This is a genomic window from Psychromonas aquatilis, from assembly GCF_038155185.1.
Classification (GTDB): Bacteria; Pseudomonadota; Gammaproteobacteria; order Enterobacterales; family Psychromonadaceae; genus Psychromonas; species Psychromonas aquatilis.
This window is the reverse complement of record NZ_JBAKAZ010000005.1, coordinates 14,849-39,416: the sequence shown is the minus strand read 5'-3', so window position 1 is coordinate 39,416 and position 24,568 is coordinate 14,849. Positions and strand designations below refer to the sequence as shown.

Sequence of the window (24,568 nt, the reverse complement as noted above, 5' to 3'; positions counted from 1 at the left end):
TACAACCAATCATTACCGACAATCAAAAAGGGGCTGATAACATGCTATGTTATCAGCCCCTTTTTACTTATAAGGTTTATACGGATAGTTTATTTAGGTAAAAAACCAATACGATCGTAAACCTTAGCTAACGTTGCAGCTGCACGCTCACGGGCTTTCTCAGCCCCTACTCTTGCCATTGCTTGTAACGCTTGCTCATCGGCACGTAACTCTTTAAAACGTGCTTGAATTGGCTCTAACAGCGTCACAACTGCATCAGCAGTATCTGATTTTAGATGGCCATACATTTTATCTTCATACTCAGGAATCAAACTATCAATAGAACGATTTGTTGAACATGACAATAAAGTCAATAAGTTAGACACACCTGGCTTTTCAGCAGTATCAAAGTAAATACGAGCTTGCTCATCAGAGTCTGTGGCTGCACTTTTGATTTTCTTGGCTATTTTTTTCGGATCTTCTAATAACCCGATAAAGTTTTTTTCATTATCGTCAGATTTAGACATCTTCTTAGTCGGCTCTTGTAAGCTCATAATACGTGCACCATGCTCTGGAATAGCAGGCTCAGGTACTATAAAGGTATCGCCGTAAGCATTATTAAAACGAGTTGCAATATCACGCGCTAATTCAAGATGTTGCTTTTGATCGCTACCTACAGGCACGCTTTGTGGGCCATATAATAAGATATCAGCAGCCATTAATACTGGGTAACTGAATAGACCAGCATTAATATTCGTCACATTTTTTTGTGATTTATCTTTGAACTGTGTCATACGGTTTAATTCACCCATTTGCGTATGACAGTTTAAAATCCAAGATAATTCTGCATGTTCAGGTACTTGAGATTGAATAAACATGGTGCTTTTTTGTGGGTCAATACCGACTGCCTGGTACATTGCTAAGCCATCATAAATCGCATTACGTAACGCTTTAGGATCTTGACGAACAGTGATTGCATGTAGGTCAACCAAACAGAATAAACAATCGTTAGTTTCTTGCATTACTACCCATTGGCGTAACGCACCCATGTAGTTACCAATCGTTAAGCCACCTGATGGCTGGCATCCACTTAATACAACAGGTTTAGTCATTTTTACTTTCCTTCATTGCCTTTACAGCAATGTTAATAATTCATCGAAATGATTAACAATATAATCTGGGTTAATCTGTGCTATCGGCTCGCCAAAATTGTAGCCATAAGTTAAGGCAATGGTAGATACTTTAGCATGCTGTCCGGCTAAAATGTCATTACGAGAGTCACCAACCATAACGGCTTGTGAAACATTAATATTAAAATGCTCACATGCATATTCAATCTGCATTGGATCTGGCTTATTACGCGCTAAGGTATCACCTCCTAGCAACAGATCAAAACATCGGTTAATACCAAAATAGCTTAGTAAGTCGGGTAAGAATTTTTCAGCTTTGTTAGTTGTTAATACAATCTTATAACCTTTATCTTGCAGCTTAAACAACGTACTTTTTACTGCAGGGTACAAACCAGATTCTGTGTTTAGAAACTGCTGATAATACCCCTCAAAAATACTCACGGCATTAGCCAGCATTTCTTGAGAACAAGCATTGCCATTAACATGCTGCAAACAACGCTCAACCATTTTGACAATACCATCACCAACCCAAGTTTTTACAATTAGGTCATTAACATTAGTTAGCGATAACTCATCTAACATGGCATTTAAAGACAAACGTAGATCAGGAACACTATTAACTAACGTTCCATCAAGATCAAAACAGATTAATTTAATATCAGTAAGTTGAGACATAATCAGTAATTTATTTTACTTTTGCTAACTGTTCACGCATTTCATCAATTACCGCTTTGTAGTCAGGTTTATTGAAGATAGCAGACCCTGCAACAAACATATCAGCTCCAGCTTCTGCAATTTCTTTAATATTATCTGTTTTAACACCACCGTCGACTTGTAAACGAATATCGCGACCACTTTCATCAATAAGCTTACGTACTTGACGTAGTTTTTCTAGTGTATGAGGGATAAATGATTGACCACCAAACCCTGGATTAACAGACATTAATAGGACAACATCTAGTTTATCCATCACATGTGTTAACTGCTCTAAAGAGGTTGCTGGATTTAATACTAAACCAGCTTTACAACCATGATCTTTAATAAGTTGTAAAGAACGGTCGACATGTTGTGAAGCTTCAGGGTGGAAAGTGATAATAGATGCGCCGGCTTTAGCGAATTCAACAATCATTGTATCTACAGGTTGCACCATTAGGTGTACATCAATAGGTGCTGTAATACCAAAATCACGCAGTGCTTTACACACCATTGGACCAATTGTTAAGTTTGGTACGTAATGGTTATCCATCACATCAAAGTGCACTACATCAGCACCATCATCTAATACTTTTTGAACATCATCACCCAAACGAGCAAAGTCTGCAGAAAGGATTGAAGGTGCAATTAAATAATCTGTCATAGTGGTCTGTTCCCAGTTAGGTATATTATGTAAATAAATATTCTGTGCATTATTCTACCTAAGCGGCACTTAACACACTAATGTTGTTTCTCTTAAACTTTATCTTTCGCAGGAAAAAAAGCAAAAAGCTCGGCAGCTGGCACACGTTCTGTTGACTTACTGCTAATCGTACGCGTAACAAAAAAACTATCGCATTGTGCATCGCGATATAATTCTTGTGTCAATGTCGTGTCATGATTACTTAACAACACTGCCGCCTTACTCTCACGCGCCAGTTTTGCTAACTGAGCTTGATCATCCAAGGTAAAACCTTGCGTCGCATAACTTGTAAAAGAAGCACTTTTACTTAATGGTACATAAGGGGGATCACAGTACAACACATCGGTATCACGCAAATACAAAAATAGCTTTTGATAAGACTTACAGGTAAACGTCGCCTTTTTTGCTTTCTCTGCAAAGAATAATAGTTCTTCTTCAGGAAAATAAGGTTTTTTATAGCGGCCAAAAGGTACATTAAAACCACCATTTTTATTATAACGGCATAGGCCATTATAACCGTGTCTATTCATATACAAGAATAACAATGAACGTAAATACACGTCATCGCTGTTATTAAACTCTTCTCGTAATTGATAATATATTTTTTCTTGGTTGTATTTTGCTTGGAAGTATACTTTTGCGTCGGCAATAAACTTCTTTGGCCTACGCTTAATTATTTTATACATTTCAATGAGATCAGGGTTGATGTCATTGAGTATATATTCATCAAAGTCACTGTTTAAGAAAACAGAACCAGCACCGACAAAGGGTTCTATTAAACGCGTTGCAGCAGGTAATCGAGCATTGATTTGCTCGGTTAACGAATATTTACCACCAGCCCACTTAAGGAAAGCTCTATTTTTTTTATTCATCACTCAACCGTAAATCTTCAACAGTCGATCCACTTACAAGTGAAACAAAAATAAGATAAAGAGGAAAGAAGTTGCAACTTTTTAATAAGTTGCAACTGCGAATGTAACAAAATCAACACCTTCTTAACCATAGTGCTTAAGATTCTATTACTTCACGAAGTACGTCTTCACTGACGTTATCAACAATTGCACTTGTACCAACAGAAGTTGGCAAGATTAAACGTAATTTTCCATCAAGCACTTTCTTATCGAGTTGCATATGTTCTGCAAAATGAGTGTATTTCATCTCAGAAGGTGCTGTTAATGGTAAGTCAAACTGTTCAATAAGTTGACTAATACGCGATGCCTCAGCTTCGTTAATCAAGCCTTCTTTTAATGACGTTTTTGCCGCTAAAACCATACCTGCAGCAACCGCTTCACCATGCAACCAGTTGCCATACCCTTGTTCAGCTTCTATAGCGTGTCCAAATGTATGCCCTAAGTTTAATAACGCTCGAATGCCATGCTCTTTTTCATCTAAAGCCACTACTTCAGCCTTGATTGCACAACAACGTTTTAACATATAGATAATTGCATCAGCTTGTAATGATTTAATCGCAGCAATATTTTCTTCAAGCCAAGTAAAAAATGCTTGGTCATAAATGATGCCGTATTTAATAACTTCAGCCATACCAGCTGCAAACTCACGATCAGGTAACGTTTTTAAGCATTCAATATCAATCACAACAGCTTGAGGTTGATAAAAAGCACCGATCATGTTTTTACCAAGTGGGTGGTTAACTGCTGTTTTACCACCAACTGAAGAGTCTACTTGAGAAAGCAAAGTGGTCGGTATTTGCACGAATGGAATACCTCGTTGATAACATGCCGCAGCAAAACCAGCCATATCACCGATAACACCACCACCTAATGCAATAATGGTTGTATCACGGGCATGCTTTTTAGCTAATAGCTCACTTAAGATAGTCTCAAACGTCGATAAGGTTTTATACTGCTCGCCATCCGGTAAAATAACTTCATCTAGTTGATAATGCGCTAGTGTTTTTTTACACGCATCAAGATATAAAGGTGCAACCACATCGTTTGTTACGATCATGACTTTTTTGCCCTTTATTGCACTATCAAATAATGAAGCGTCAGCTAATAAATCTACGCCAATAGAAATTGGGTAGCTACGATCACCTAAATCAACGAATAACTTTTCCATTAAAAATCCAATAACTCTATAATCTGACTTGCAACCACTTTCGCGCTTTGCTCATCAGTTTCAATTGTATAATCAGCAGCTTCTTCATAAAGAGCATTACGCTTTTCTGCCAATGACTCTAGTACAGATTGTGGGTCATCTGTTTGCAGTAATGGTCTACGCTTATCTTTCAGCGTTCTTGCTAATTGCTTTTTCACACTCGTTTTTAAATAAACGACAATACCGCGAGCAGATAGATGCGTTCGATTTTCTTGTCGAATCACAGCTCCACCGCCTGTCGCTAAAACAATACCGTGCCTTTTTGTTAGTTCGTCTAACATATCATGTTCACGGTTTCTAAAACCTTCTTCACCTTCCACATCAAATACCCAAGCAATATCAGCGCCTGTTTTACGCTCAATCTCAGTATCTGAATCTAGAAAGTCTAAGTGCAGCATTTGTGCTAGTTGACGGCCAATTGTGCTTTTACCTGCCCCCATCGGGCCAATTAAAAATATATTACGCTGTTCTGCCATGTTGGTATTTTACTCAAGTGATTGATTACTGGGAAACCCCTTAAAAATTAAAGAGAAGTGTCTTATTATCGCAATTGTTAACAATACATTGCAAGATATAAAAAAACCGAAACAAGAATTGAGCTATCCATCATACTTAGATCATAGTTATTCATGCCTTTATTGCATGACAATACGCGGCGTGACAAAGATTAAAAGCTCTGATTTACTACTATCTTTAATGGTGTTTCTAAAGAAAAAACCAAGATAAGGTATATCGCCTAAAATAGGCACCTTATTCACAGTGTCTGTTACTTGTTGTTGATAAATACCGCCAAGTACTAAGGTTTCACCGTTATCAACCAATACTTGTGTCGATATTTCCTGTGTATCAATTGATACCGCTTCCCCAGTGCTAGTAGAAATCGTCTCTCCAACCGAGTCCTGAGTAATGGTTAAGCTTAATATAAGTTTATTATCTGGTGTTATCTGTGGTGTAACCTCTAAACTTAATACCGCTTTTTTAAAACTAACTGAAGTTGCTCCCGAAGAAGCCGATTCAACATAGGGAATCTCAGTCCCCTGTTCAATATAGGCGGTTTGTTGATTTAAGGTTGTAATACGCGGACTGGCAATAATCTCTGCTTTGCTTTCTTGTTCTAACGCCGTTAGTTGTAAATCTAATATATTACCATCAGCTAATTTAGCAACCTGAATACCTAGTGTTCCCGCTGGTGAGCTAATTGGCAAATTAACACCTAATGTATTTAGTGTATTGCCTGTTTCTGTAATACCAGACCATTGCACGCCTAAATCCTCACCCACTGAGTCACTAACCGTCACCATCCTCGCTTCAATGACAACTTGACGCACCGCGATATCCAATACTTCAAGCATCTCTTTAAGACGGTCAATGACCACGGTTGTATCTTTCACTAGTAAAGTATTAGTTCTTTCATCAACACTGACACTGCCTCGCTCAGACAATAAGCTTGCCTTTTCAGTAGATAACATAGCGGCGATATCAGCGGCTTTAGCATAATTAATTTGAATGAATTCAGAATATAAGGGAGCCAATTTAGCAGCCTGCTGGTCACTCTCTAATTGCGTTCTGTCTTTAGCTGCAATTTCACTTGCTGGTGCAATCATTAATACATTGCCATCGATACGTTTATCTAGCCCTCTTACTTTTAAAATAAGATCTAGCGCCTGTCTCCAAGGCACATCATCCAAACGTAAGGTAATGTTGCCATTAACTGAATCACTAATCACTAAATTCATACCATTAAAGTCAGCAATTAACTGTAATACAGTGCGGACTGGGATGTCCTGAAAATTCAAAGAAATGGCTTTACCTTGATACTTGCTATTCGCCTTACTGGTTTTTTCTTTTTTGCTTATATCAATAATAAGTTGGTTATCTATTTGCTCAGAGCGATAATCAAAATCACCTTTAATATTGATTTCAAGACGCGCGGTACGATTATCACTAAAGGTTTCAACTGAATTAACCACGGTTGCAAAATCGACTACATCCATTACATATAAAAGCGTTTTAGGAATACCAGTACTTTTAAAATCAACAATTAACTTACTTCCTCGACGGTGTAAATCAACGGCAATATTGGCATTATCCAAATACACAAACAGCTTGCCTTGTCCCTGACGTCCTCTTTGAAAGTCAATATTGCTGATATTATTAATAACTCCTTTAATACTTTCTTTAGAGGTGCTTTTGTTCTGTTGGTTCTGTTTACTGTTATTGGCTTGTTCGGTTTTGCCAAAATCACCATTTTGTAAGATGGCTGCAGCTATCGCTGATTCTTGCGCTGACAATATGATTTTGTTAGGCGCTTCACCAAAATTAACAATAATATACTTTCCTTGTTTAAATACTTGATAAGGCATTAATTTATATAAATTAATTTTTATCGAAAGTCCTGCTGAAGTACTTTTAGTGTAGACATGCTTAATGCCACTTTTAGCGATATCGACGGGGTTAACATGCATAGCTGAAGTGCTATTTGGAATATCAATAATCAGCTGTGTGGGGTTATATTGAAATTTCTCTCTATATACGCTGACATTTTCACTAAATTTAAACTGTAGTTGGTTTTTTTGTGCTGAAAATGGATTTACATTCAATGCTAAAAGCTGCTGTGCAGTCACTGAAGCTGAGGTCAATAACATAATCAAAGCAAAGCTAATCCCTAAAGTTCTTCGTATATTGCTCAGTTTCATTGAAATTCCCCCACAACTTATGCTCATTTCGCAACTAAATTGATTTGACTAATACGCTCTTTACTACAACCATTTAGATCCGATATATACTCTAATACTTCAATATTATCGTGGTTTACTTTGATAACTTTTGCATTATTTAAGCCAAGATAAGAGCCTAATTTAACTCGATATATATTGCTATCAATGGTCTTTACCAAAGCCCACAACTCCTGATCTAACATAATCGTTCCACGCATCTCGATGGCTTCTATAGTGGCCTTTTCTAAAGCTCGATTTTGTTCAGGAAAATCAGCTGAAATACAACTATCGATAGTCGGTGCGTTTGTATTAGTCACTGTTGTTATTACGGCTTTACTAGGTTGTGAAAAAGGATCTCTTATTTTATTTTCAGTAAAATCAACCAGTTGAGTTTTACTAGCCGATGGGACTGCCTCATCAAAAAGGTAATCTTTTTGTTTAGTTTCAGAGACATACTGACGTAGTTCCTGTAACTGAGGATCAACACAGGAGAATAAGCAACAGCTAAGCACCATAATACATTTAAGCTTCATTACTCATCCCCTTGATAACGATAGGTTTTTGCGACTATATCGAGTAACAAGACTTGCTTGTCATAGCGCGTAAGTTGCAAATTATCTAGTATCACAATACGCGGTAAAGAAGCGATATCTGCAGTAAACCTGCCCAATTGCTGATAAGTACCAAGCACTTTGATACTCATTGGCATTTCCTCAGCTAACGCTAACTGCTTTTTCATCCCCCAATTTAAACTTTGAAACTGCAAGCCATTTTGCTTTCCAATTGTTCCAATATCATCTAATAAGCTCGCTAACTCCTTTTTACTGGGTAACCTATTAACCAGCCCTTCCAGAATAATAGCTACCTCGACCATCTGCTCCCTGTAAGCAGCTAAATTTGAAGCTAAACTGGCTTTACTCTCAAATTGAACTTTAAGCGCTAATTCTTTAGTTTGTAGCCTCTTCAGGTGACTACTTTGCTCTTGAATAATGTAAAAATAAAAACCAGTGACTAGCAATGAACAGGTAAACAAAGTAACCAATAACTTATAATATAGACGCCAATGACCAGCATCGCTTAGTTGAATGTCGTTAATATTCATATCTGTTCTTCTTCTGACATAACAACAAAATGCATTGAGAAATGGTAAAGCTTCACAGGTTGAGTTTGAGTACTAATAATAGAAGGAAGAGTTACATCATTTAGCCAACCCTCTTTTTCAACATTTCTAAGCATTTCACTCACTTTACTCGTATCCTCAGCCCTTCCTTTAACGAGTACAGTACCGGCACTTAAATGCATTGAATCAATATAAACTCCGACAGGTGTGATGTCGGGTAGCCTATTAAATAAACGCGTAATCAAAGGACGCTTCTGATCTAATGTTTGAATCAGCTCAATACGGCGAATTAGCTCAGCTTTTTGTTGTTTAATATTAGTGATTTCTACTATTTCTTGATCAACAATTGCAATTTCGCTTTGAAGATATTGATTACGTAGATTTTGAGCAACAGTCATTTGGTCGATATAATTGTTCCATGCGTAGCATAAAATAAGTGTCATAAAGCAACTAATACCTAAAAGCATGTAAAAACTTCTTTGCTTATATCTTGCTTCGCTTTCTCGCCAAGGCAATAAATTAATCGCAGACATTATAAACACCCTCTAAGCGCTAGACCGATCGCTAACATGTATTGAGGCGCGTTGGCTGCAAATATCTTTTTATCTTGTTGATTTTTAAACTGAAAACAATGCGATGGGTTTGCAATATCAACGTCAAGATCTAATATCGAAGTCAACTGTGTCACCAACTCTTCCATTAATGCACCTCCGCCTGTTAAAAGAAGCTTATGAATAGAAAGATGATGTTGGGAGTTAGTAAACATTCTTAATTCAAAGCGAAGATGGTTAATTGTCATGTTAATAAAAGGGGAAATTACATTTGCAATACAATCAGACGTAAACCTACCCTCTGTTTTTATTTTTTCAGCCTCCGCCATAGATAAACCATAAGTTTCAGATAGCATTTTATTACAAACGGCACAGCCATGGTTTTTTGAACGAGTGAAAAGTAGATTGCCCTTATATAAAATACTTAAGGTCATCTGAGATGCCCCTATGTCTAATATTGCGACACCACGATGATAAGACTCACTATCTATGAATAAACCGACAGCGCGTGCTAAAGCATGAGTTGCTACATCCACAATAACCGTCTTTAAACCGCTTTGATCAACACATTGAACCTGAGATAAAACGCATTCTTTACGCGCCGCACTGACTAAAATATCGTTGCATGATGGATCATCTAGGTTTACCCCGATCACTTCAAAATCAATAAATATCTCATCTAGCGGAAAAGGAATAGTATTTTCAGCTTCCATCTCTACACGAGATAGCAGTTCTTGTTCACTCAACGAATTATTTATTACCATTGTTTTAGTAATCACATCTGAGCCACTAACGGCAATCGCAACATACTTAAAACTAGCAGGAAATAAACGTTTGACCTTTTTAAGAATGGTCGTTATTTCATCAATTTCTTGTAATCGGCCATCTATTACAAAATCTTTTTTTAAACAGATTTCAATGGCTCCTTCTACAACTAATACGCCTTGTTTTTTTGTTAAAGCAACCGCTTTAATTGAGTGCGAGCCGAAGTCAATTCCAATAACTCCTTGTACTCCTAACCTGTTATATCTAGTAAGCATAACTTCCTCACTACATTAAGCATTCATTTATTCTTTAAAAAAAGTGTATAATGTTGAATTAAAATAGCAGGCCAGACTCATACCTCTTTTTAACTCAATGCTATAACAACTATAGTACATACCTGATATATAGATGTGGTATTGACATAATCAACGGAATTATTTAAATATGGTTAAATGGATTAAGCGATTATTATTACTCGCTCTTATTTTACTTATCGCAGGCATAGCCACGGTTACAGTAATTTATTATCAATTAAAATCAGACCTTCCGGATGTTACTAGCATCCAAGATATCCCTTTACAGGTACCAATGAAGGTATTCAGTAAAGATGGCGAATTAATCTCACAATTTGGTGAGAAAAGACGTATACCTTTACTTCGTAAAGATATCCCAGATCAGTTAGTTAATGCCTTTATTGCAACAGAAGATAGTCGTTTTTATCAACACGTGGGGATGGACCCAATTGGTATCATGCGAGCAGCAAGTGTCTATATTTTATCGGGTAGCGCTAAGCAAGGCGCGAGTACGATTACACAACAAGTCGCTAGAAATTTCTTTTTAACCAATGAAAGAACTATCTTGCGTAAAGTGCGTGAAATATTCATCGCGATACAAATAGAGCAACTGCTGACAAAAGATGAAATACTGATGCTTTATCTCAATAAAATATCACTAGGGCATCGCTCTTTTGGTGTTGGTGCTGCAGCTCAAGTTTATTTTGGCAAGACCGTATCTGAGTTAACATTATCTGAGATGGCTGTTTTAGCTGGTCTTCCGAAAGCCCCTTCGCGTGTTAATCCGATCTATTCAGTTGAAAGAGCGACAGAACGACGAAATGTTGTACTAGGTCGTATGTTAGATGAAGGTTACATTACCCAAGAAGAATATGAACAAGCTAAAAGTGAGAAAATACTAAGCCATTACCACGGCGCTGAAATTACACTTTCTGCACACTATGTTGCAGAGCTTGCTCGCCATAAGTTAATTGAATTATATGGTGAAGAAAGAAGTTATAGCGAAGGCTTTAATGTCTACACAACTATTACTAAAAAAACACAAGAAGCAGCTAACAAGGCTGTTATTGACAACGTTTATGGTTACGATACGCGACATGGTTACCGCGGCGCTACAAAAGTGCTATGGGATCCAAAAGAAACACCATGGAGCACAGAGAAAATAATCAAAACACTTGATAAAGCAGCCGGCCTTGCAGATTTAAAACCTGCGGTTGTTGTTGCAGTCAATGATAAAAGTATTGATGTTATTATTAAAGGCAATAAAGAGACAGTCTCTACCATTGATTGGGATGGATTAAGCTGGGCTCGCCCATTTAAGAGTGACTCAAGACAAGGTTACGCACCTAAAAAAGCACTGGATATTGTACAAGTCGGCGAGCAAATCTTAACAAGAGCTATTCCTGTAGAAACTAAAGATGCGCAAGGAAAAGTAACAACAACGCAGCAGCTACAATTATCTCAATACCCAGAAGTAAGTTCTGCTTTTGTTGCTTTGAATCCACAAGATGGCGCTGTTACCGCAATGGTTGGTGGATTTAATTTTGCACAAAGTGAATTTAATCGCGCAACACAAGCAAAACGTCAAGTCGGATCAAATATTAAACCTTTTATCTACTCTGCAGCACTAGATAACGGTTATACCTTGGCAACATTAGTGAATGATACTCCGATTAGTCAATGGAGTGGTTCAGATGCTTGGAGGCCTAAAAACTCGCCTGAAGTTTATGCAGGCCCTATTCGTTTACGTCAAGCACTAGGGCAATCTAAAAACGTTGTTTCAGTACGATTATTAGATGATGTAGGTCTTGAAAAAGTCACTGAACAATTAGCAAAATTTGGCTTTGATCCTGATGATATGCCACAAAGTAACTCGCTTGCTTTAGGCTCTGCATCAGCATCTCCATTAACCGTAGCAACAGGTTATGCAATTATTGCAAATGGTGGATATAAAATAGATCCTTATATTATTGAGCGTATAGAAGATGCTTACGGCAACGTATTATATCAAGCACAACCTAAAATAGTTTGCCCTGAATGTGTTACAACATATGAAGCACAGCAAACAGCTACACAAACCAATCCATTAGCAACAATGACATTGACCGATGGCGGTGCCAAGGTATGTGCTATTTCTCCAATAAATAGAGATCAAATTGCACCATCAGCGATTGCTCCTGAAACTGCATTTTTAACGCGAGAGTTATTACGTACTGCTGTGTGGGGTGGAGGTACCCGTCGTTCTAACACTTATTGGAGCGGTACCGGCTGGAGAGCTGCACGTGCCATTGGTCGACAAGACATGGGCGGAAAAACCGGGACAACAAATAACTCAAAAGATGCTTGGTTCTCGGGTTTTGTTGGCAATATGGTAGCGACATCGTGGGTTGGTTTTGATGATTTCAATCGAGAGCTAGGCCGTGCTGTTTATAATAGTAATCTAGGAAAAAACCAAGTCGCTGGGGGAGAGTTTGGCGCAAGAACAGCACTTCCTGCTTGGATTTCCTATATGAAAGCAACCATGTCAGATCAACCTGTATATAACCCTAAACGACCTTCTACAATCAGCAAAGTGCGTATTGATAGAAAAACAGGCTTACTAGCTGGCTCGGGTTCATCTGGCGCATTTTATGAGTACTTTACGAAAGGTACTGCACCAACTCACTCAGTACCAGCACCTATGATTCAAGGGAAAGGTCTTCAAAGAGGTGGTTCATCTAACCTACTTTATGATGATGAATTATTTTAAGCGTTAAATTGACACCCTAAAAGCTGATCAATAATCACAACAACCTAAAAATGCACTAATAGTTATTTATAATAGTTATTTAGTGCGTTTTTAGGTTTTTTATTATTAGCGCTTATTTTATCACTCACTAATCGTAATAAACGTTTTACAGCCTTTGATAGAATTTGGTTTTTACGCACCACGTACCCCAAACTGGTACAAGGGAAGTCAACTAAAGTCAGCACCTGAGTTTTTAAGTGTGTTCTACTATCTAGCGAAAAGTCAGGGACAATAGCAGTACCAAAGCCGGCTTCAGCCCAATCCAATTGTGCATCAACACTACCAACCTCCATGATTCGATAGCTTGGTATATTTAAAGAGGGTAAAGCCATATCAATTAAATCGCGCGTTCTTGTATCATGGCCCAGTAAAATTAAGGTGGGACACTCTGTATTCTCTTTTTGCGCCACTTTACCTTGTACTAATTCCAGTTGCTGACCAACTGCACACCAATGTACTGCTTTTAACTCACTAAAATGTAGGGGTAAACTCTGTTTCTGTGCAATCACAAAGCCTAATTCAGCATCTGCACTTTTCACTAATGATGATGCTTGTGAAGAAGTCGTATTAAATAAAGCCAGATCTATATTCGGGTATTCCTGTTTGAATAATTGAAAAGGTTCAATTAACAGCGCCCTAGAAATAATATCACTAGCAGCAATCGTCAACGTACCTTGATGAAGGTCATTCAAAGCATTTATATCCGCTTGGCAAACCTTTAGCTCTTGTAAGGTTTTTTGGCTGCTCTTTAATAAACGCTGTCCAGCTTGAGTTAATCTAAAAGGGCTACGCTCTATTAGCTTAGTATGCGTGACTTTCTCTAACTGCTTTAAATGCAAACTAACGTTAGGTTGTGTCATGTGTAAAGCAATAGCTGATTTACCAAAATGCTGTAATTCCGCTAAAGTTACAAAGGTTTTTAACCAATTAATATCGAGCATAATACAATTTCCCATCTCTTAATTTTACACAGAAACCTATATGTAATACTTATCAATGTTATAATGATTATTAATTTACCATATTGGTAATCATTATGTAGCATACCCTTTTCATCATTCAAGGGGTAAAGCATGACATCGATAGTAGTTGTAGGCGCAAACTGGGGCGACGAAGGTAAAGGTCGTATCGTTGATTTTTTAGCAGAAGATGCAAGCGCAAGTATTCGCTTCCAAGGCGGTAATAATGCAGGTCACACTGTTGTTAATGACTTTGGAACCTTTAAATTGCATCAACTACCAAGCGGTATCTTTAACCCAAATTGTTTAGCTGTACTGGGCCCAGGTATGGTGATTAGTCCTGCTGCATTAACTGAAGAGATCAACGAAGTAAAAGAAGCAAATATTGATGTAAAACTGTCTATTTCAGACCGAGCAACCCTTTGTCTGCCTTTACACGCATTAGAAGATACCTTAGAAGAGAAACGCCTTGGTGATGCTGCTTATGGCTCAACAAGGCAGGGTATCGCACCTGCTTATGGCGATCGTGTAATGAAAAAAGGTATTTTAGTCGGCTGGTTAAAACAGCCTGAAGTACTACAACAACGTATTCAATTCCTATTGGATTGGAAGCTTCCTCAATTAAAAGCCCTTTATCCTGACTGTGAATTTAATCAAACAGCAAAAGAGATGACCAACTGGTTATTAGAGGTTACCGCTCCTTGGCGCCAATTTATTTGTAACGTAACCGAACCATTAAAAGCATTACAAAAAGAACAAGCTAACTTGCTATTCGAAGCACAATTAGGCGCAGGTAGAGACTTAGTCTATGGTGAATACCCTTGGACAACCTCATCTAACGTCACTGCTGCATATGCAGGTATTGGCAGTGGCTTGCCAGCTTTGTACCCAGAGCGTGTTGTTGCAGTGGCAAAATCATTTAGCTCATCTGTTGGCACAGGAACATTAGTGACCGCAATGGAACATCAAGATAACTTCCGTGAAAGTGCTAATGAATATGGCGCAGTAACAGGTCGCCCACGTGATATGGGATTCTTTGATGCAGTTGCCACTCGTAATGGCGTAGAGCTACAGGCAGCAACTGAGATCGCATTAACAAAAATTGATTGCTTGTCAGGCATGGCAGACCTAAAAATCTGTGTTGCTTATGAAGGTCAACACCCAGAAAACCCAATTTGGCCACAAACAGCGTCGTTAACGCCAGTTTATGAGCAAATGCAAAGTTGGAGTGAAGATATTAGCGGTTGTCGTACTTTTGACAGTCTACCAATTGCGGCACAAAATTACGTTACCCGCATTGAAGAACTAATGGGCGTACCTGTGAGCATGGTATCGGTTGGTCCAGAACGCGAGCAAATGATTATTAGATAACGACTGATAACGCTTGATAGCCTTTAAACCCAGATGATGGTGTTTAAAGGCTATTAAAGGTAATTTTACAACACTAGGTTATTAATTATGTGCGAGCTTTAAACCTATAATCCCAACACAGATTAAAGATAAGCTTATTATTTTTATCAGGCTGACTGATTCTGCAAATAAAAAGATACCTAGCAATGCCGTCCCTACAGTACCAATACCAACCCAAACAGCATAAGCAGTGCCAATCGGTAATGTTTTTACAGCGACACCCAATAATCCAAAGCTAATCATTAATGCCGTTATTGTACCAAGGGTCGGCCACAACCGACTAAAACCATCAGTATACTTCAGGCCAACGGCCCAAATAACTTCGAATAATGCAGCTAATAAAAGAATTAACCAACTCATAAAAACCTCAATAATAGAGGTCGTCCCCTGCAGTTTATAGAGCGGTGAGGTCGTCCCCACATCGTGTTACCTCTCTCTAATCAAGAGAAAAAATATTGATTATACTCACCAATGTAAAACCTGAATATAAAAATGAGTATTATTTTAATGGTTTAATCAATCAATACAAAAGTGAGCTTGTGCATGCAAAACAAATAGAGAACAATTTTGCCATTAAATACCATTACTTCACTTTATAATACAGTATCGAATATCCAATAAGCATTGTAAGATAGGGTTTCTTTCTGAACAATCAATATGAGGCTCTATGAGTAAATCATCATTAACATTACCCAAGATACTAAATAAAAGCATTGTTGCCTGTAGCCGATTTTTTCAAATTGAAACTTTGCAACTTAGATTTAGCAATGGTGAAGAACGAGACTTTGAGCGCATGAAAGGAAGTAAACAAGGTGCCGTATTAATTGTTCCTTTTTATGATAAAGACACACTTCTGCTAATACGTGAGTATGCCGCTGGTACCCACAGTTATGAACTGGGTTTTCCTAAAGGGTTAATAGACCCCGGAGAAACACCTTTAGAAGCAGCTGATAGAGAGTTAAAAGAGGAAGTAGGCTTTGGCGCTAAAGAGTACTCTGTCCTGAAAAAAGTCGTCATGGCCCCTAGCTATTTTAGCAGTGAAATGACTTTATTTGTCGCGAATGATTTATACCCTGAACGTTTACCGGGCGATGAGCCAGAACCACTAGAAGTGATAAAGTGGCCATTGAGTAAGGCTGATGAACTATTAGCTCGAGATGATTTTCAAGAATCACGCTGTATCAGCGCATTATTATTAGTGCTAAAAGACTTAGCGCAAAACAACGATATTAATTAAGAGAATTTAATGGGCGAAAATATTAATATCGCCCATTCAATTTAGACCTTAAAATAAACGATTTAGGCCGTTTAGCGCGGCTACACGATAAGCTTCAGCCATAGTTGGGTAATTGAACGTTGTGTTAGCAAAGTAATCCAATGTATTACCTTCACCAGGTTGCTCCATGATCGCTTGGCCGATGTGGATAATCTCAGCAGCTCTTTCGCCGAAACAATGTATCCCTAAAATCTCTCTCGTTTCACGGTGGAACAATATTTTTAAGCTACCAACTTCAGACCCTAAAATTTGAGAACGAGCCAAATCTTTAAACTGTGCGCGCCCTACTTCGTAAGGAACTTTTTGCTGAGTTAACATTTGTTCAGTTTTACCTACTGAACTAATTTCAGGAATAGTAAAGATCCCCGTTGGGATATCTTTAATAAGTTTTCTTTTACCTTCCCCAGTAATAATTAAGTTTGCCGCAATTCGACCTTGATCATAAGCAGCACTTGCTAGGCTTGGATAACCAATAATATCGCCTACCGCATAAATATTTTCTACCGCTGTTTGATAATATTCATTAATTGATAACTGACCACGCCCATCTGGTGTTAAACCGACATTTTGTAAATTAAGTTGATCTGTATTACCAGTACGGCCATTAGCATATAATAAACAATCGGCTTTCATTTTTTTACCCGATTTAAAATGAACCACAACGCCTTCTTTTGTAGACTCTACTTTTTGATATTCTTCATCATGACGTAAAATAATGCCTGAATTTCTAAAGTGGTAAGAGATGGCATCTGACATTTCCGCATCTAAAAAAGATAGCAGTCGATCACGAGTATTAATTAAATCAGTTTTTACACTTAAGCCTCTAAAGATAGAAGCATATTCACAACCAATAACACCTGCACCATAAATAATAATATTTTTAGGTTGATAATCTAAAGATAAAATAGTGTCACTATCGTAAACATTAGGAGCATTGAAGTTAATGTCATCAGGGTGGTAAGGACGAGATCCCGTTGCAATAACAATATCTTTCGCTGTTATTTTTTCTACAGAGCCATCTGCATGGCTGATTTGCACCGTGTGGTTATCAACAAATGAGGCGCTACCAAAAAATAATGAGCAATTGTTACGATTATAAAAACTAGCACGCATTTTAACTTGTTTACCAACAACCTGCTCCGTATGACGTAATACATCAGCAAATGTAAAAGAGTGTTGTTGCGGATAACGATTATTAAATAATGCGTTATTTTTCAACTCAATTAATTGAGAAACGCTATGGCGTAAGGCTTTAGAAGGAATCGTTCCCCAATGAGTACAGCCACCTCCGATATCTTTATACTTTTCAATAACCGCTACTTTTTTGCCTGCTTTTGCAAGCTTCATTGCAGAGCCTTCTCCACCGGGTCCAGTGCCAATAACAATGACATCATAATCGTAATTCACAACACTATTTTTTTGATTTTTTGGCACAGATTTCGGTGTAGACATTGGATAACCTCAAATGGGAAATAAAGTTCATCTTAACAATTTCATAGCATTTGTCACACATTCATATAACAAACTGAAGGTTATAGACAGTTATTTATACTCATAATGTTTATTTAACTCTCACAACCATTTAAAAAAAGAGGCAATAAAAATCACTTCATGTTATTTTCATTATTTAAATTGAGTAACCCCCTAGGAGTAATAAGAATGCAAGAGACGAATATATCGGTCAAATGGTTAATTTATGCTTTTTTAATTGGATTATCCGCTAATGCCTGTTTTTCTATTTTAACCATTTCGCAAACCAGCTTTTCTCCATTCCCATTCTTAACTCTGTTTTTTGCCATCAGTCATTTTTATGGCCTTTACCTTAATGAGGCAAATAACGAAGCGACGATTAGACCTGCTTGGGCAGCATTCTTCGTCGGTATATTCTCATATTCAGCCTTCATTGGTGCGCTGTACCCTGAAAGAGGATCAAACTTCTTATCCCTTACAATTACTTTAATTTTAGTGATTTGGTTAATGTACAAGTTAATGTTTGGTGATAAACATTACTCAGCATAATTATTTTTAAAGGGAAAGTATGGATTACATTACACGTGAGATACCAAAGGCCAAAAATATTGCCTTAGTAGCACATGACCACATGAAAACGTTATTAAGTAGCTGGGTAGCAACGCGAACTGAGCAATTGAAAAACCATAACCTGCTCGCAACAGGCACCACTGGCTCTATATTAGCCAAGCAAACGGGATTACCTATTGAATGCCTGTTATCAGGACCAATGGGGGGTGATCAACAGCTAGGCGCTAAAATTGCTCAAGGGAAATTAGATCTATTAATTTTTTTCTGGGATCCAATGAATGCAGTGCCACATGATACTGATGTTAAAGCATTATTACGTTTAGCTGCGGTGTGGAATATTCCTATTGCAACTAATATGGCCACCGCTGATTTTATCATGGATTCAATCCATATTGATAAGAGCTATGCAACACGTATACCTGATTATCCAGGCTATTTACTTGAACGAACTCAATAGTTAGGACGGCCGATTTGCAAAGCTTAACTCACCTTTATATTTATCCAATAAAATCAGCAAAAGGGATAGAGCTTCCTCAAACATTGGTTGAAGAGAAGGGTTTAAAAGACGACAGACGCTATATGCTGATTGATGACCAAGGGCAATTTATCACAGGACGAACCCACCCTCAGCTTACTCAAGTTAATATCGAGTTTTCTAAAAAGGGTTTATTGGTGAGTGCCCCACGCCACCCCAGTTTTTATATCCAACCAGAATGTTTTTCAGAAGAAACGTTAATGGTGGGTATTTGGGCTGATAGCGTAGAAGCACAACATTGTCACAGTGATTATGACCAATGGTTTTCTCACTTTTTAAAACAACAATGTAAGCTTGTCTATTTTTCAGAGTCCAGCACGCGTTGTGTTAAAAATAAACAAACACAAGTTGGCTTTGCAGATGGTTACCCTTTACTGTTGATCAATCAATCGTCAGTTAATCATTTGAATACACATTTAGAAAAACCTGTCACAGCATTGCATTTCCGCCCCAATATTATTATTGATACAGGGGAAGCTTTTGCTGAAGATAATTGGGCGCGTATAAAAATAGGTGAAATAGAATTTGAGGTGAGTAAGCCTTGTTCTCGTTGTAACTTTACCAACGTTGACCCTAAAACAGGCATTGCTGATTTAGAACAACCGCTGAAAACACTCGCTCAATTTAGATTCAATGCGGCAAAGGGTGATATCGACTTTGGTCAAAACCTTATTCCTCTCAACAGTGGTGTGATAAGAAATGGCGATCAAGTGCAGGTGCTTGAAACACAATCCGCACCGGTGTATGACTCAATGCTAGAAGAAAAGAGCACAGCCACTAATCCCCTTGAAATTAATTTTACACAGTCACAGGTCCGCGTTACCGGTAATGACCAACAAGTGTTATTAGAACAAGCGGAAGATGCTGGTATTAACATCCCATATTCATGTCGTGGTGGTAAATGTGGGCGTTGTAAAACCAAGTTAATAGACGGTGAAGTGAAGGTATTAAACGAACAAGGTTTATTTAAAGAAGAAAAAGAAGCTGGATTTATTTTAGCATGTAGTTGTATTCCACTTACAGATATCAGTATTGAGCATTAATACTAACCTGTAAACTATGATGTTATTTAGGCTAATTTAAATAACATCATTCAATATCTTCCTCGGTCTGCTTTAGTTAAAGCAACTCTTCAGGGTAACCACTATGAAATTTGAAGTCGCTATCAGGGCGGGTAATTAATTCAGCTTCCACTTCACCAAAAAATACAATTCTTTGCGTAATATCTTTATCTGATATTAACTCAGCTAATGCTAAATAATCTTGATAATGACGCGCCTCTGAACGTAATAAAGAAAGATAAAATTTATTTAAAACAGGATCTAAGTGAGGGGCAATCTTTGCAAAACGTTCACAAGATCTTGCCTCAATATAAGCGCTACAAATTAACTTATCAATTAAGGTTTCAGGCTCATGTGTCCGTACATGGCTGAGCATTTCTTTTGCATAACGACTTGAACCAACAAAATCAAAGCTAATATTACGTGCTTGCATAATTTCAGTCACTTGATAAAAGTGGTGCAACTCTTCTTTAATTAATAACACCATTTTATCGATTAACTGTTGGCTATAAGGTGTGTTAGTTTTTGCTACTATGTTTTTAGACAAGCTATTGTTCGCCAATAATTTCCAGTCACCTTGTTTACGATAAACAAAGTCCTTATAAGGCGTTAACCAAGCCATTAATGCATCACCACTTTGCTTATCAACAGCATAACGGCGAATTAATAACATGGCTGTTTGAGCGGCCTTTAATTCACAAATCATATGATCAACTAATAAAGCCGTTTGGTTCTCTTCAAGCTTGGCTTTCTCAATCCAAGCTTGTGGTGTTTCGACTTTTAAAAACTGCTTAATCGGTATTAACAGCTGCTCATCGTCTTGCATCTAATAACGCTCAAATAGTTTTAATAATGCATCACTATTATCAGGCGCAAAACTATCTTCTTGTTCCTTACCGTAAACACTGTCAGCAAGCTTTTGTTTGCGTGATTGTAGGGCCAATACACGCTCTTCTACTGTTTGCTCACAGATAAGCTTATAAACAAAGACAGGCTTTTCTTGGCCTATTCGGTATGCTCGGTCCGTTGCTTGATTTTCAACGGCAGGATTCCACCATGGGTCGTAATGGATAACAGTATCAGCAGCAGTTAAGTTAAGGCCAACACCACCTGCTTTAAGTGAGATTAAGAACACAGGAACATCTCCTGCTTGGAACTTCTCAATCACTTCAGTTCTATTGCGAGTCTGGCCAGTTAGTTTCACCAGATCGATGCCTTTCTCTTGTAATGCTTCTTCTATTAAACTCAACATCTGTGCAAATTGCGAGAAGATCAGGATGCGTCGCCCTTCCTCAACCATTTCTGGCACAATGTTCATTAAAAAGTCTAATTTAGCAGAACTTTTAACATCTTTTGCATGCTCTAACTTAACTAAACGTGGGTCACAACAAGCCTGGCGCAGTTTTAATAACGCATCTAAAAACTCAATACGGCTTCTTGCCATTCCTTTTTCTCGTAACAGATCACGTACTTTCGCTTCCATCGTAATACGAATGCTTTCATATAACGTTCTCTGATCATTTTGTAAGCCAATAGTGTGTATAATCTCTGTTTTTGCTGGGAGCTCTTTAGCAACTTCATCTTTTGTACGACGTAATAGAAAGGGCTTAGTTTTTTGAATCAGCCAGTGTTGAATTTGCTGATTACCTTCACCCTCAATCCCTTTACGATACACTCGATTAAAGGTGCTATGAGAACCTAAGAAACCAGGCATTAAGAAGTCAAATAAAGACCATAACTCACCTAAATGGTTTTCCATTGGCGTACCAGTGAGGCATAAGCGTTGTTTAGCTTCAATTAATTTTATGCTTTTGGTCATTTTCGCAAGTGGGTTTTTGATCGTTTGCGCTTCATCTAAAATCAAATCAGAAAAAGAAAACTCCCCGACTTCCTTAAAATCACGTGCAATTAGCGGATAAGTAGTAATAACCAAATCATAATCATTAATCTCTGCAAAAAATTGATGTCGATTCACACCATGTAAAACTAACACTTTTAAGTCTGGTGTAAACTTGGCAGCCTCATTTATCCAGTTACCTACTAATGATGTTGGACAAATAACCATCGCTGGTAATGTTAATAAATCGTGATTCTTTTTATATAATAAATAGGCTAGCGTTTGTACGGTTTTCCCTAATCCCATATCATCAGCTAACACACCAGAAAATCCATATTCATTTAAGAACATCAACCAATTCAAGCCTTCTTTTTGATAATCACGCAGGTCCGCGGCTAAACCTTGAGGACACTCTACATCTTGAATACCACTGAAATTCGCTAGTTTTTTAGCTAGTTTTTGAACGTGCTCTCCGCCAACCCAACGATTTATCTCAGGTAATTGTGCTAATAAAGCAGCTTGGTTTTGCGGTAAGTTGATTTTACTTTCGTTAACCTCTCCCAGCTCTTGTAAAATAGAAAGGATCGGTTGAATTGATTCACGCTTAACACGTAAAGGACGCCCATTACCTTGCGCTAATAAAATATCGTAGCTGTTTTGTTGCCAGTCTTCATTACTTCTCAGCCACTCTAATAAGAGGGGTAATAACTCAATTTTCTTACCTTCGACTTCGATCGAAACCCCTAAGTCAAACCAATTACCTTTTTCATCAATCGCAATATCAATGCTATCAATTTGTTGGCTTTCAAGCGCTAGATCTTTAGCAATATCAAACTGCCAACCTAGTACTTCTAATCTGCTTTTATGCGCGGTTAATAAAGATAACCACTGGAACTCTTGAGTCCCGCCTAATTCTGGCGGCAAGATCCCTTGTACATTTTTTGTAACTTTAAACTTCGGATCATACATATGCACATCAAGAAGACATAGGTCATTGAATTCAGCCAGTGCTGCCTGCTCTGCTTCGATATCACGATCAATACTAACGATTTGATTTTTCAGCATATATTGATTACGTTGCTGATCTTCTAAAATACTAGGCGTTAATGTTAAATCGCCATATTTAAAATAGAGGCGACCTAAGAATAATGGTTGGCCTTTAATTGTTTGCACATCTAATTTAAAAACAACCTGTAATTTTTCTTCAATTGGCTGAATATCGTAATGTTGAGGGTTAGGTAATACATCTTGTGAAAAACCTAAAGAAACCTCTTGAGTGAAATGCGCTCGTTGCTCTTCACCTAACGGTGGCGTTTGTAATAACGAGAGTAACCAGTCTCGGTTGAAGTCTGTTTTTATTTCACCAAACTGAAAACGTGTTAAATCAAAGTAATACGGTGTCGTCGTAGGTGTTAATAACCACTCATCACAATCACTCAAAGTCACGGTTAGCTGTTTTAAGTTATCTTCAACAGGCTCCCAATCAAGTAATAATGAGCGCGGCTCTGCTAGCGTTACTTTTTGCTCTAAATGCTCCCAAAAACAACGGCTTGTTTGTAATATTTTTTGCAGCGCTAATAAATCAAGTTCCGTTTTTATATAGGTTTTGCCTAGTTTTGAAATGCGCCCTTCTTTGGTAAGCAACAGACGTAGTATTTCTACATCCTCATTCTCAACCCATTTATAGCTTTCCATCCAACTTTCATTGTCTGCAACAGAAACCAGATCTTTTTCACTGAAAACTTCAGCATTCTCACTTTTTAAAAAGCGAACACTGCCATATTCCACTTTAATGTAACGATGTTCGTGGTTAAGTACTTTTTTATCAAATGAAAATCGGAAATAGCCTTTATAAGCCGTTGCTTTAGCTTTTTCTGAGGTCGATACTCTTTCGTTTAATACTTCATACCAACTTTGATAACTGTTTTCTACGTTATAGTTAGGGGTATCAGCTTGATAGGCAAGCAACAAAGCGACTGCATGCTTACAGTTCCATCCTACGGGGCAGGAACAGGTGCTATGAATGATATAGCCGCCTTTGTTTGAGGGTTTAATAGAGGCATTAGTTTTGTAAGGTGTTTCACTACTACCTTTAACTAACCCCACAAGTGTATTGTTAGTTTCATCAAAGTCACAAGAAAGCACACGACTTTCTTTAAAATAAAGAGTGCCTCGATCAATAATGTTACGACCAAAACTTGTTGAAATATCTTGCTGAGTTACTTTAGGCATCACAAAAAACCATCTAAAAAACGGATCATTAATAATAGAGAGATAGTCGACATAAATAAAGCATTAATCACATAATTCACAGAATCTCTTTTAAATTTACAGTATTATTTACTACACAATCTAATTGTAGTAAGTTGTATCTAAATACTTTTTTATCATTAATTTTTTTAAATATTCTTTATTCTATTAACTGAGATAAAATTAATTGACCGCAAATAATAAGTTAAGCCCTCTTTACATTTTTATATCGATTTACATCCTTTTACAGGCAATGCTCTTTCCTTTTATTGATGATAAATTAAATATTTACAACTTATTCTTTAAATTATTAGCTACGATTACATTACTTTTTATTTTAGCC

General features: G+C 37.6%; 22 protein-coding genes. 6 read left to right on the top strand and 16 right to left on the bottom strand.

Going from position 1 to position 24,568, the window contains the following annotated elements; genetic code table 11:
* Positions 1-89: 89 nt before the first annotated feature.
* The 11 genes from trpS to pilM all read right to left on the bottom strand — a co-directional run bounded on the left by trpS (position 90) and on the right by pilM (position 10,051).
* A complete protein-coding gene (trpS, locus tag V6256_RS02075; RefSeq protein WP_341596333.1) occupies positions 90-1,091 on the bottom strand; it encodes a tryptophan--tRNA ligase in 1,002 nt (333 codons plus the stop codon).
* A 21-nt stretch (positions 1,092-1,112) separates the two neighbouring features.
* Positions 1,113-1,784: a phosphoglycolate phosphatase gene (locus tag V6256_RS02070; RefSeq protein ID WP_341596332.1), complete on the bottom strand. Its 672-nt coding sequence runs from the start codon at positions 1,782-1,784 to the stop codon at positions 1,113-1,115.
* 10 nt (positions 1,785-1,794) lie between these two features.
* A complete protein-coding gene (gene rpe, locus V6256_RS02065; RefSeq protein ID WP_341596331.1) occupies positions 1,795-2,466 on the bottom strand; it encodes a ribulose-phosphate 3-epimerase in 672 nt (223 codons plus the stop codon).
* 92 nt (positions 2,467-2,558) lie between these two features.
* The gene (locus V6256_RS02060; RefSeq protein WP_341596330.1) at positions 2,559-3,377 is read right to left on the bottom strand and encodes a Dam family site-specific DNA-(adenine-N6)-methyltransferase; all 819 of its coding nucleotides are present in this window, start codon (positions 3,375-3,377) and stop codon (positions 2,559-2,561) included.
* Between the two features lie 136 nt (positions 3,378-3,513).
* Positions 3,514-4,584 (bottom strand): 3-dehydroquinate synthase, encoded by a 1,071-nt coding sequence (gene aroB, locus V6256_RS02055; RefSeq protein WP_341596329.1) that lies wholly within the window; start codon positions 4,582-4,584, stop codon positions 3,514-3,516.
* On the bottom strand, positions 4,584-5,099 hold the full coding sequence (gene aroK, locus V6256_RS02050) for a shikimate kinase AroK (protein WP_341596328.1): 516 nt from the start codon (positions 5,097-5,099) through the stop codon (positions 4,584-4,586). Before aroK ends, aroB begins: the two co-directional genes overlap by 1 nt.
* Positions 5,100-5,258: 159 nt before the next feature.
* Positions 5,259-7,319 carry a type IV pilus secretin PilQ gene (locus tag V6256_RS02045; RefSeq protein WP_341596327.1) on the bottom strand — a complete coding sequence of 687 codons (2,061 nt, stop codon included), beginning with the start codon at positions 7,317-7,319 and terminating at the stop codon, positions 5,259-5,261.
* Between the two features lie 23 nt (positions 7,320-7,342).
* Entirely contained in the window at positions 7,343-7,873 is a 531-nt protein-coding gene (locus V6256_RS02040) for a pilus assembly protein PilP (RefSeq protein WP_341596326.1), read from the bottom strand.
* Entirely contained in the window at positions 7,873-8,442 is a 570-nt protein-coding gene (locus V6256_RS02035; RefSeq protein WP_341596325.1) for a type IV pilus inner membrane component PilO, read from the bottom strand. The genes V6256_RS02040 and V6256_RS02035 overlap by 1 nt, the downstream gene beginning before the upstream one ends.
* Positions 8,439-8,993, bottom strand: a complete 555-nt coding sequence (locus V6256_RS02030) for a PilN domain-containing protein (RefSeq protein ID WP_341596324.1) — start codon at positions 8,991-8,993, stop codon at positions 8,439-8,441. Before V6256_RS02030 ends, V6256_RS02035 begins: the two co-directional genes overlap by 4 nt.
* Entirely contained in the window at positions 8,993-10,051 is a 1,059-nt protein-coding gene (pilM, locus tag V6256_RS02025; RefSeq protein ID WP_341596323.1) for a type IV pilus assembly protein PilM, read from the bottom strand. Before pilM ends, V6256_RS02030 begins: the two co-directional genes overlap by 1 nt.
* A gap of 169 nt (positions 10,052-10,220) precedes the next feature.
* Between pilM and V6256_RS02020 the strand changes: the two genes are divergently transcribed.
* Entirely contained in the window at positions 10,221-12,818 is a 2,598-nt protein-coding gene (locus V6256_RS02020; RefSeq protein ID WP_341596322.1) for a penicillin-binding protein 1A, read from the top strand.
* Between the two features lie 62 nt (positions 12,819-12,880).
* On the opposite strand, the gene V6256_RS02015 is transcribed toward V6256_RS02020, so the two are convergent.
* On the bottom strand, positions 12,881-13,798 hold the full coding sequence (locus tag V6256_RS02015; RefSeq protein ID WP_341596321.1) for a LysR family transcriptional regulator: 918 nt from the start codon (positions 13,796-13,798) through the stop codon (positions 12,881-12,883).
* A gap of 132 nt (positions 13,799-13,930) precedes the next feature.
* Between V6256_RS02015 and V6256_RS02010 the strand changes: the two genes are divergently transcribed.
* Positions 13,931-15,187 carry an adenylosuccinate synthase gene (locus V6256_RS02010; RefSeq protein ID WP_341596320.1) on the top strand — a complete coding sequence of 419 codons (1,257 nt, stop codon included), beginning with the start codon at positions 13,931-13,933 and terminating at the stop codon, positions 15,185-15,187.
* Positions 15,188-15,268: 81 nt separating this feature from the next.
* On the opposite strand, the gene sugE is transcribed toward V6256_RS02010, so the two are convergent.
* On the bottom strand, positions 15,269-15,586 hold the full coding sequence (gene sugE, locus V6256_RS02005) for a quaternary ammonium compound efflux SMR transporter SugE (RefSeq protein ID WP_341596408.1): 318 nt from the start codon (positions 15,584-15,586) through the stop codon (positions 15,269-15,271).
* 307 nt (positions 15,587-15,893) lie between these two features.
* On the opposite strand from sugE, the gene nudE reads away from it, so the two are divergent.
* Positions 15,894-16,463 (top strand): ADP compounds hydrolase NudE, encoded by a 570-nt coding sequence (gene nudE / locus V6256_RS02000; protein WP_341596319.1) that lies wholly within the window; start codon positions 15,894-15,896, stop codon positions 16,461-16,463.
* 48 nt (positions 16,464-16,511) lie between these two features.
* Here the strand turns inward: nudE and sthA are convergent, their stop codons facing one another.
* Positions 16,512-17,954: a Si-specific NAD(P)(+) transhydrogenase gene (gene sthA / locus V6256_RS01995; RefSeq protein WP_341596318.1), complete on the bottom strand. Its 1,443-nt coding sequence runs from the start codon at positions 17,952-17,954 to the stop codon at positions 16,512-16,514.
* A 207-nt stretch (positions 17,955-18,161) separates the two neighbouring features.
* Here sthA and V6256_RS01990 point away from each other — a divergent pair, with 207 nt between their 5' ends.
* The 3 genes from V6256_RS01990 to V6256_RS01980 are packed head-to-tail and all read left to right on the top strand — an operon-like array spanning position 18,162 to position 20,120.
* A complete protein-coding gene (locus V6256_RS01990; RefSeq protein ID WP_341596317.1) occupies positions 18,162-18,521 on the top strand; it encodes a YijD family membrane protein in 360 nt (119 codons plus the stop codon).
* A 19-nt stretch (positions 18,522-18,540) separates the two neighbouring features.
* Positions 18,541-18,999 carry a methylglyoxal synthase gene (locus V6256_RS01985; protein ID WP_341596316.1) on the top strand — a complete coding sequence of 153 codons (459 nt, stop codon included), beginning with the start codon at positions 18,541-18,543 and terminating at the stop codon, positions 18,997-18,999.
* A 14-nt stretch (positions 19,000-19,013) separates the two neighbouring features.
* Positions 19,014-20,120: a YcbX family protein gene (locus V6256_RS01980; protein WP_341596315.1), complete on the top strand. Its 1,107-nt coding sequence runs from the start codon at positions 19,014-19,016 to the stop codon at positions 20,118-20,120.
* Between the two features lie 76 nt (positions 20,121-20,196).
* On the opposite strand, the gene miaE is transcribed toward V6256_RS01980, so the two are convergent.
* Both miaE and V6256_RS01970 read right to left on the bottom strand, forming a co-directional pair.
* On the bottom strand, positions 20,197-20,964 hold the full coding sequence (gene miaE / locus V6256_RS01975; protein ID WP_341596314.1) for a tRNA isopentenyl-2-thiomethyl-A-37 hydroxylase MiaE: 768 nt from the start codon (positions 20,962-20,964) through the stop codon (positions 20,197-20,199).
* Positions 20,965-24,207 carry a DEAD/DEAH box helicase gene (locus V6256_RS01970; protein WP_341596313.1) on the bottom strand — a complete coding sequence of 1,081 codons (3,243 nt, stop codon included), beginning with the start codon at positions 24,205-24,207 and terminating at the stop codon, positions 20,965-20,967.
* Positions 24,208-24,568: the final 361 nt, after the last annotated feature.

Bases quoted from the DNA above. Each gene is read 5' to 3' on its own strand.
- V6256_RS02045 (WP_341596327.1), bottom strand. From the start codon at position 7,319: ATGAAACTGAGCAATATACGAAGAACTTTAGGGATTAGCTTTGCTTTG.
- V6256_RS02015 (WP_341596321.1), bottom strand. From the start codon at position 13,798: ATGCTCGATATTAATTGGTTAAAAACCTTTGTAACTTTAGCGGAATTA.
- V6256_RS01990 (WP_341596317.1), top strand. From the start codon at position 18,162: ATGCAAGAGACGAATATATCGGTCAAATGGTTAATTTATGCTTTTTTA.
- V6256_RS02035 (WP_341596325.1), bottom strand. From the start codon at position 8,442: ATGAATATTAACGACATTCAACTAAGCGATGCTGGTCATTGGCGTCTA.
- V6256_RS02040 (WP_341596326.1), bottom strand. From the start codon at position 7,873: ATGAAGCTTAAATGTATTATGGTGCTTAGCTGTTGCTTATTCTCCTGT.
- V6256_RS02070 (WP_341596332.1), bottom strand. From the start codon at position 1,784: ATGTCTCAACTTACTGATATTAAATTAATCTGTTTTGATCTTGATGGA.
- miaE (WP_341596314.1), bottom strand. From the start codon at position 20,964: ATGCAAGACGATGAGCAGCTGTTAATACCGATTAAGCAGTTTTTAAAA.
- sthA (WP_341596318.1), bottom strand. From the start codon at position 17,954: ATGTCTACACCGAAATCTGTGCCAAAAAATCAAAAAAATAGTGTTGTG.
- V6256_RS02060 (WP_341596330.1), bottom strand. From the start codon at position 3,377: ATGAATAAAAAAAATAGAGCTTTCCTTAAGTGGGCTGGTGGTAAATAT.
- aroK (WP_341596328.1), bottom strand. From the start codon at position 5,099: ATGGCAGAACAGCGTAATATATTTTTAATTGGCCCGATGGGGGCAGGT.
- trpS (WP_341596333.1), bottom strand. From the start codon at position 1,091: ATGACTAAACCTGTTGTATTAAGTGGATGCCAGCCATCAGGTGGCTTA.
- aroB (WP_341596329.1), bottom strand. From the start codon at position 4,584: ATGGAAAAGTTATTCGTTGATTTAGGTGATCGTAGCTACCCAATTTCT.
- sugE (WP_341596408.1), bottom strand. From the start codon at position 15,586: ATGAGTTGGTTAATTCTTTTATTAGCTGCATTATTCGAAGTTATTTGG.
- nudE (WP_341596319.1), top strand. From the start codon at position 15,894: ATGAGTAAATCATCATTAACATTACCCAAGATACTAAATAAAAGCATT.
- pilM (WP_341596323.1), bottom strand. From the start codon at position 10,051: ATGCTTACTAGATATAACAGGTTAGGAGTACAAGGAGTTATTGGAATT.
- rpe (WP_341596331.1), bottom strand. From the start codon at position 2,466: ATGACAGATTATTTAATTGCACCTTCAATCCTTTCTGCAGACTTTGCT.
- V6256_RS01985 (WP_341596316.1), top strand. From the start codon at position 18,541: ATGGATTACATTACACGTGAGATACCAAAGGCCAAAAATATTGCCTTA.
- V6256_RS02010 (WP_341596320.1), top strand. From the start codon at position 13,931: ATGACATCGATAGTAGTTGTAGGCGCAAACTGGGGCGACGAAGGTAAA.
- V6256_RS02020 (WP_341596322.1), top strand. From the start codon at position 10,221: ATGGTTAAATGGATTAAGCGATTATTATTACTCGCTCTTATTTTACTT.
- V6256_RS01970 (WP_341596313.1), bottom strand. From the start codon at position 24,207: ATGCCTAAAGTAACTCAGCAAGATATTTCAACAAGTTTTGGTCGTAAC.
- V6256_RS02030 (WP_341596324.1), bottom strand. From the start codon at position 8,993: ATGTCTGCGATTAATTTATTGCCTTGGCGAGAAAGCGAAGCAAGATAT.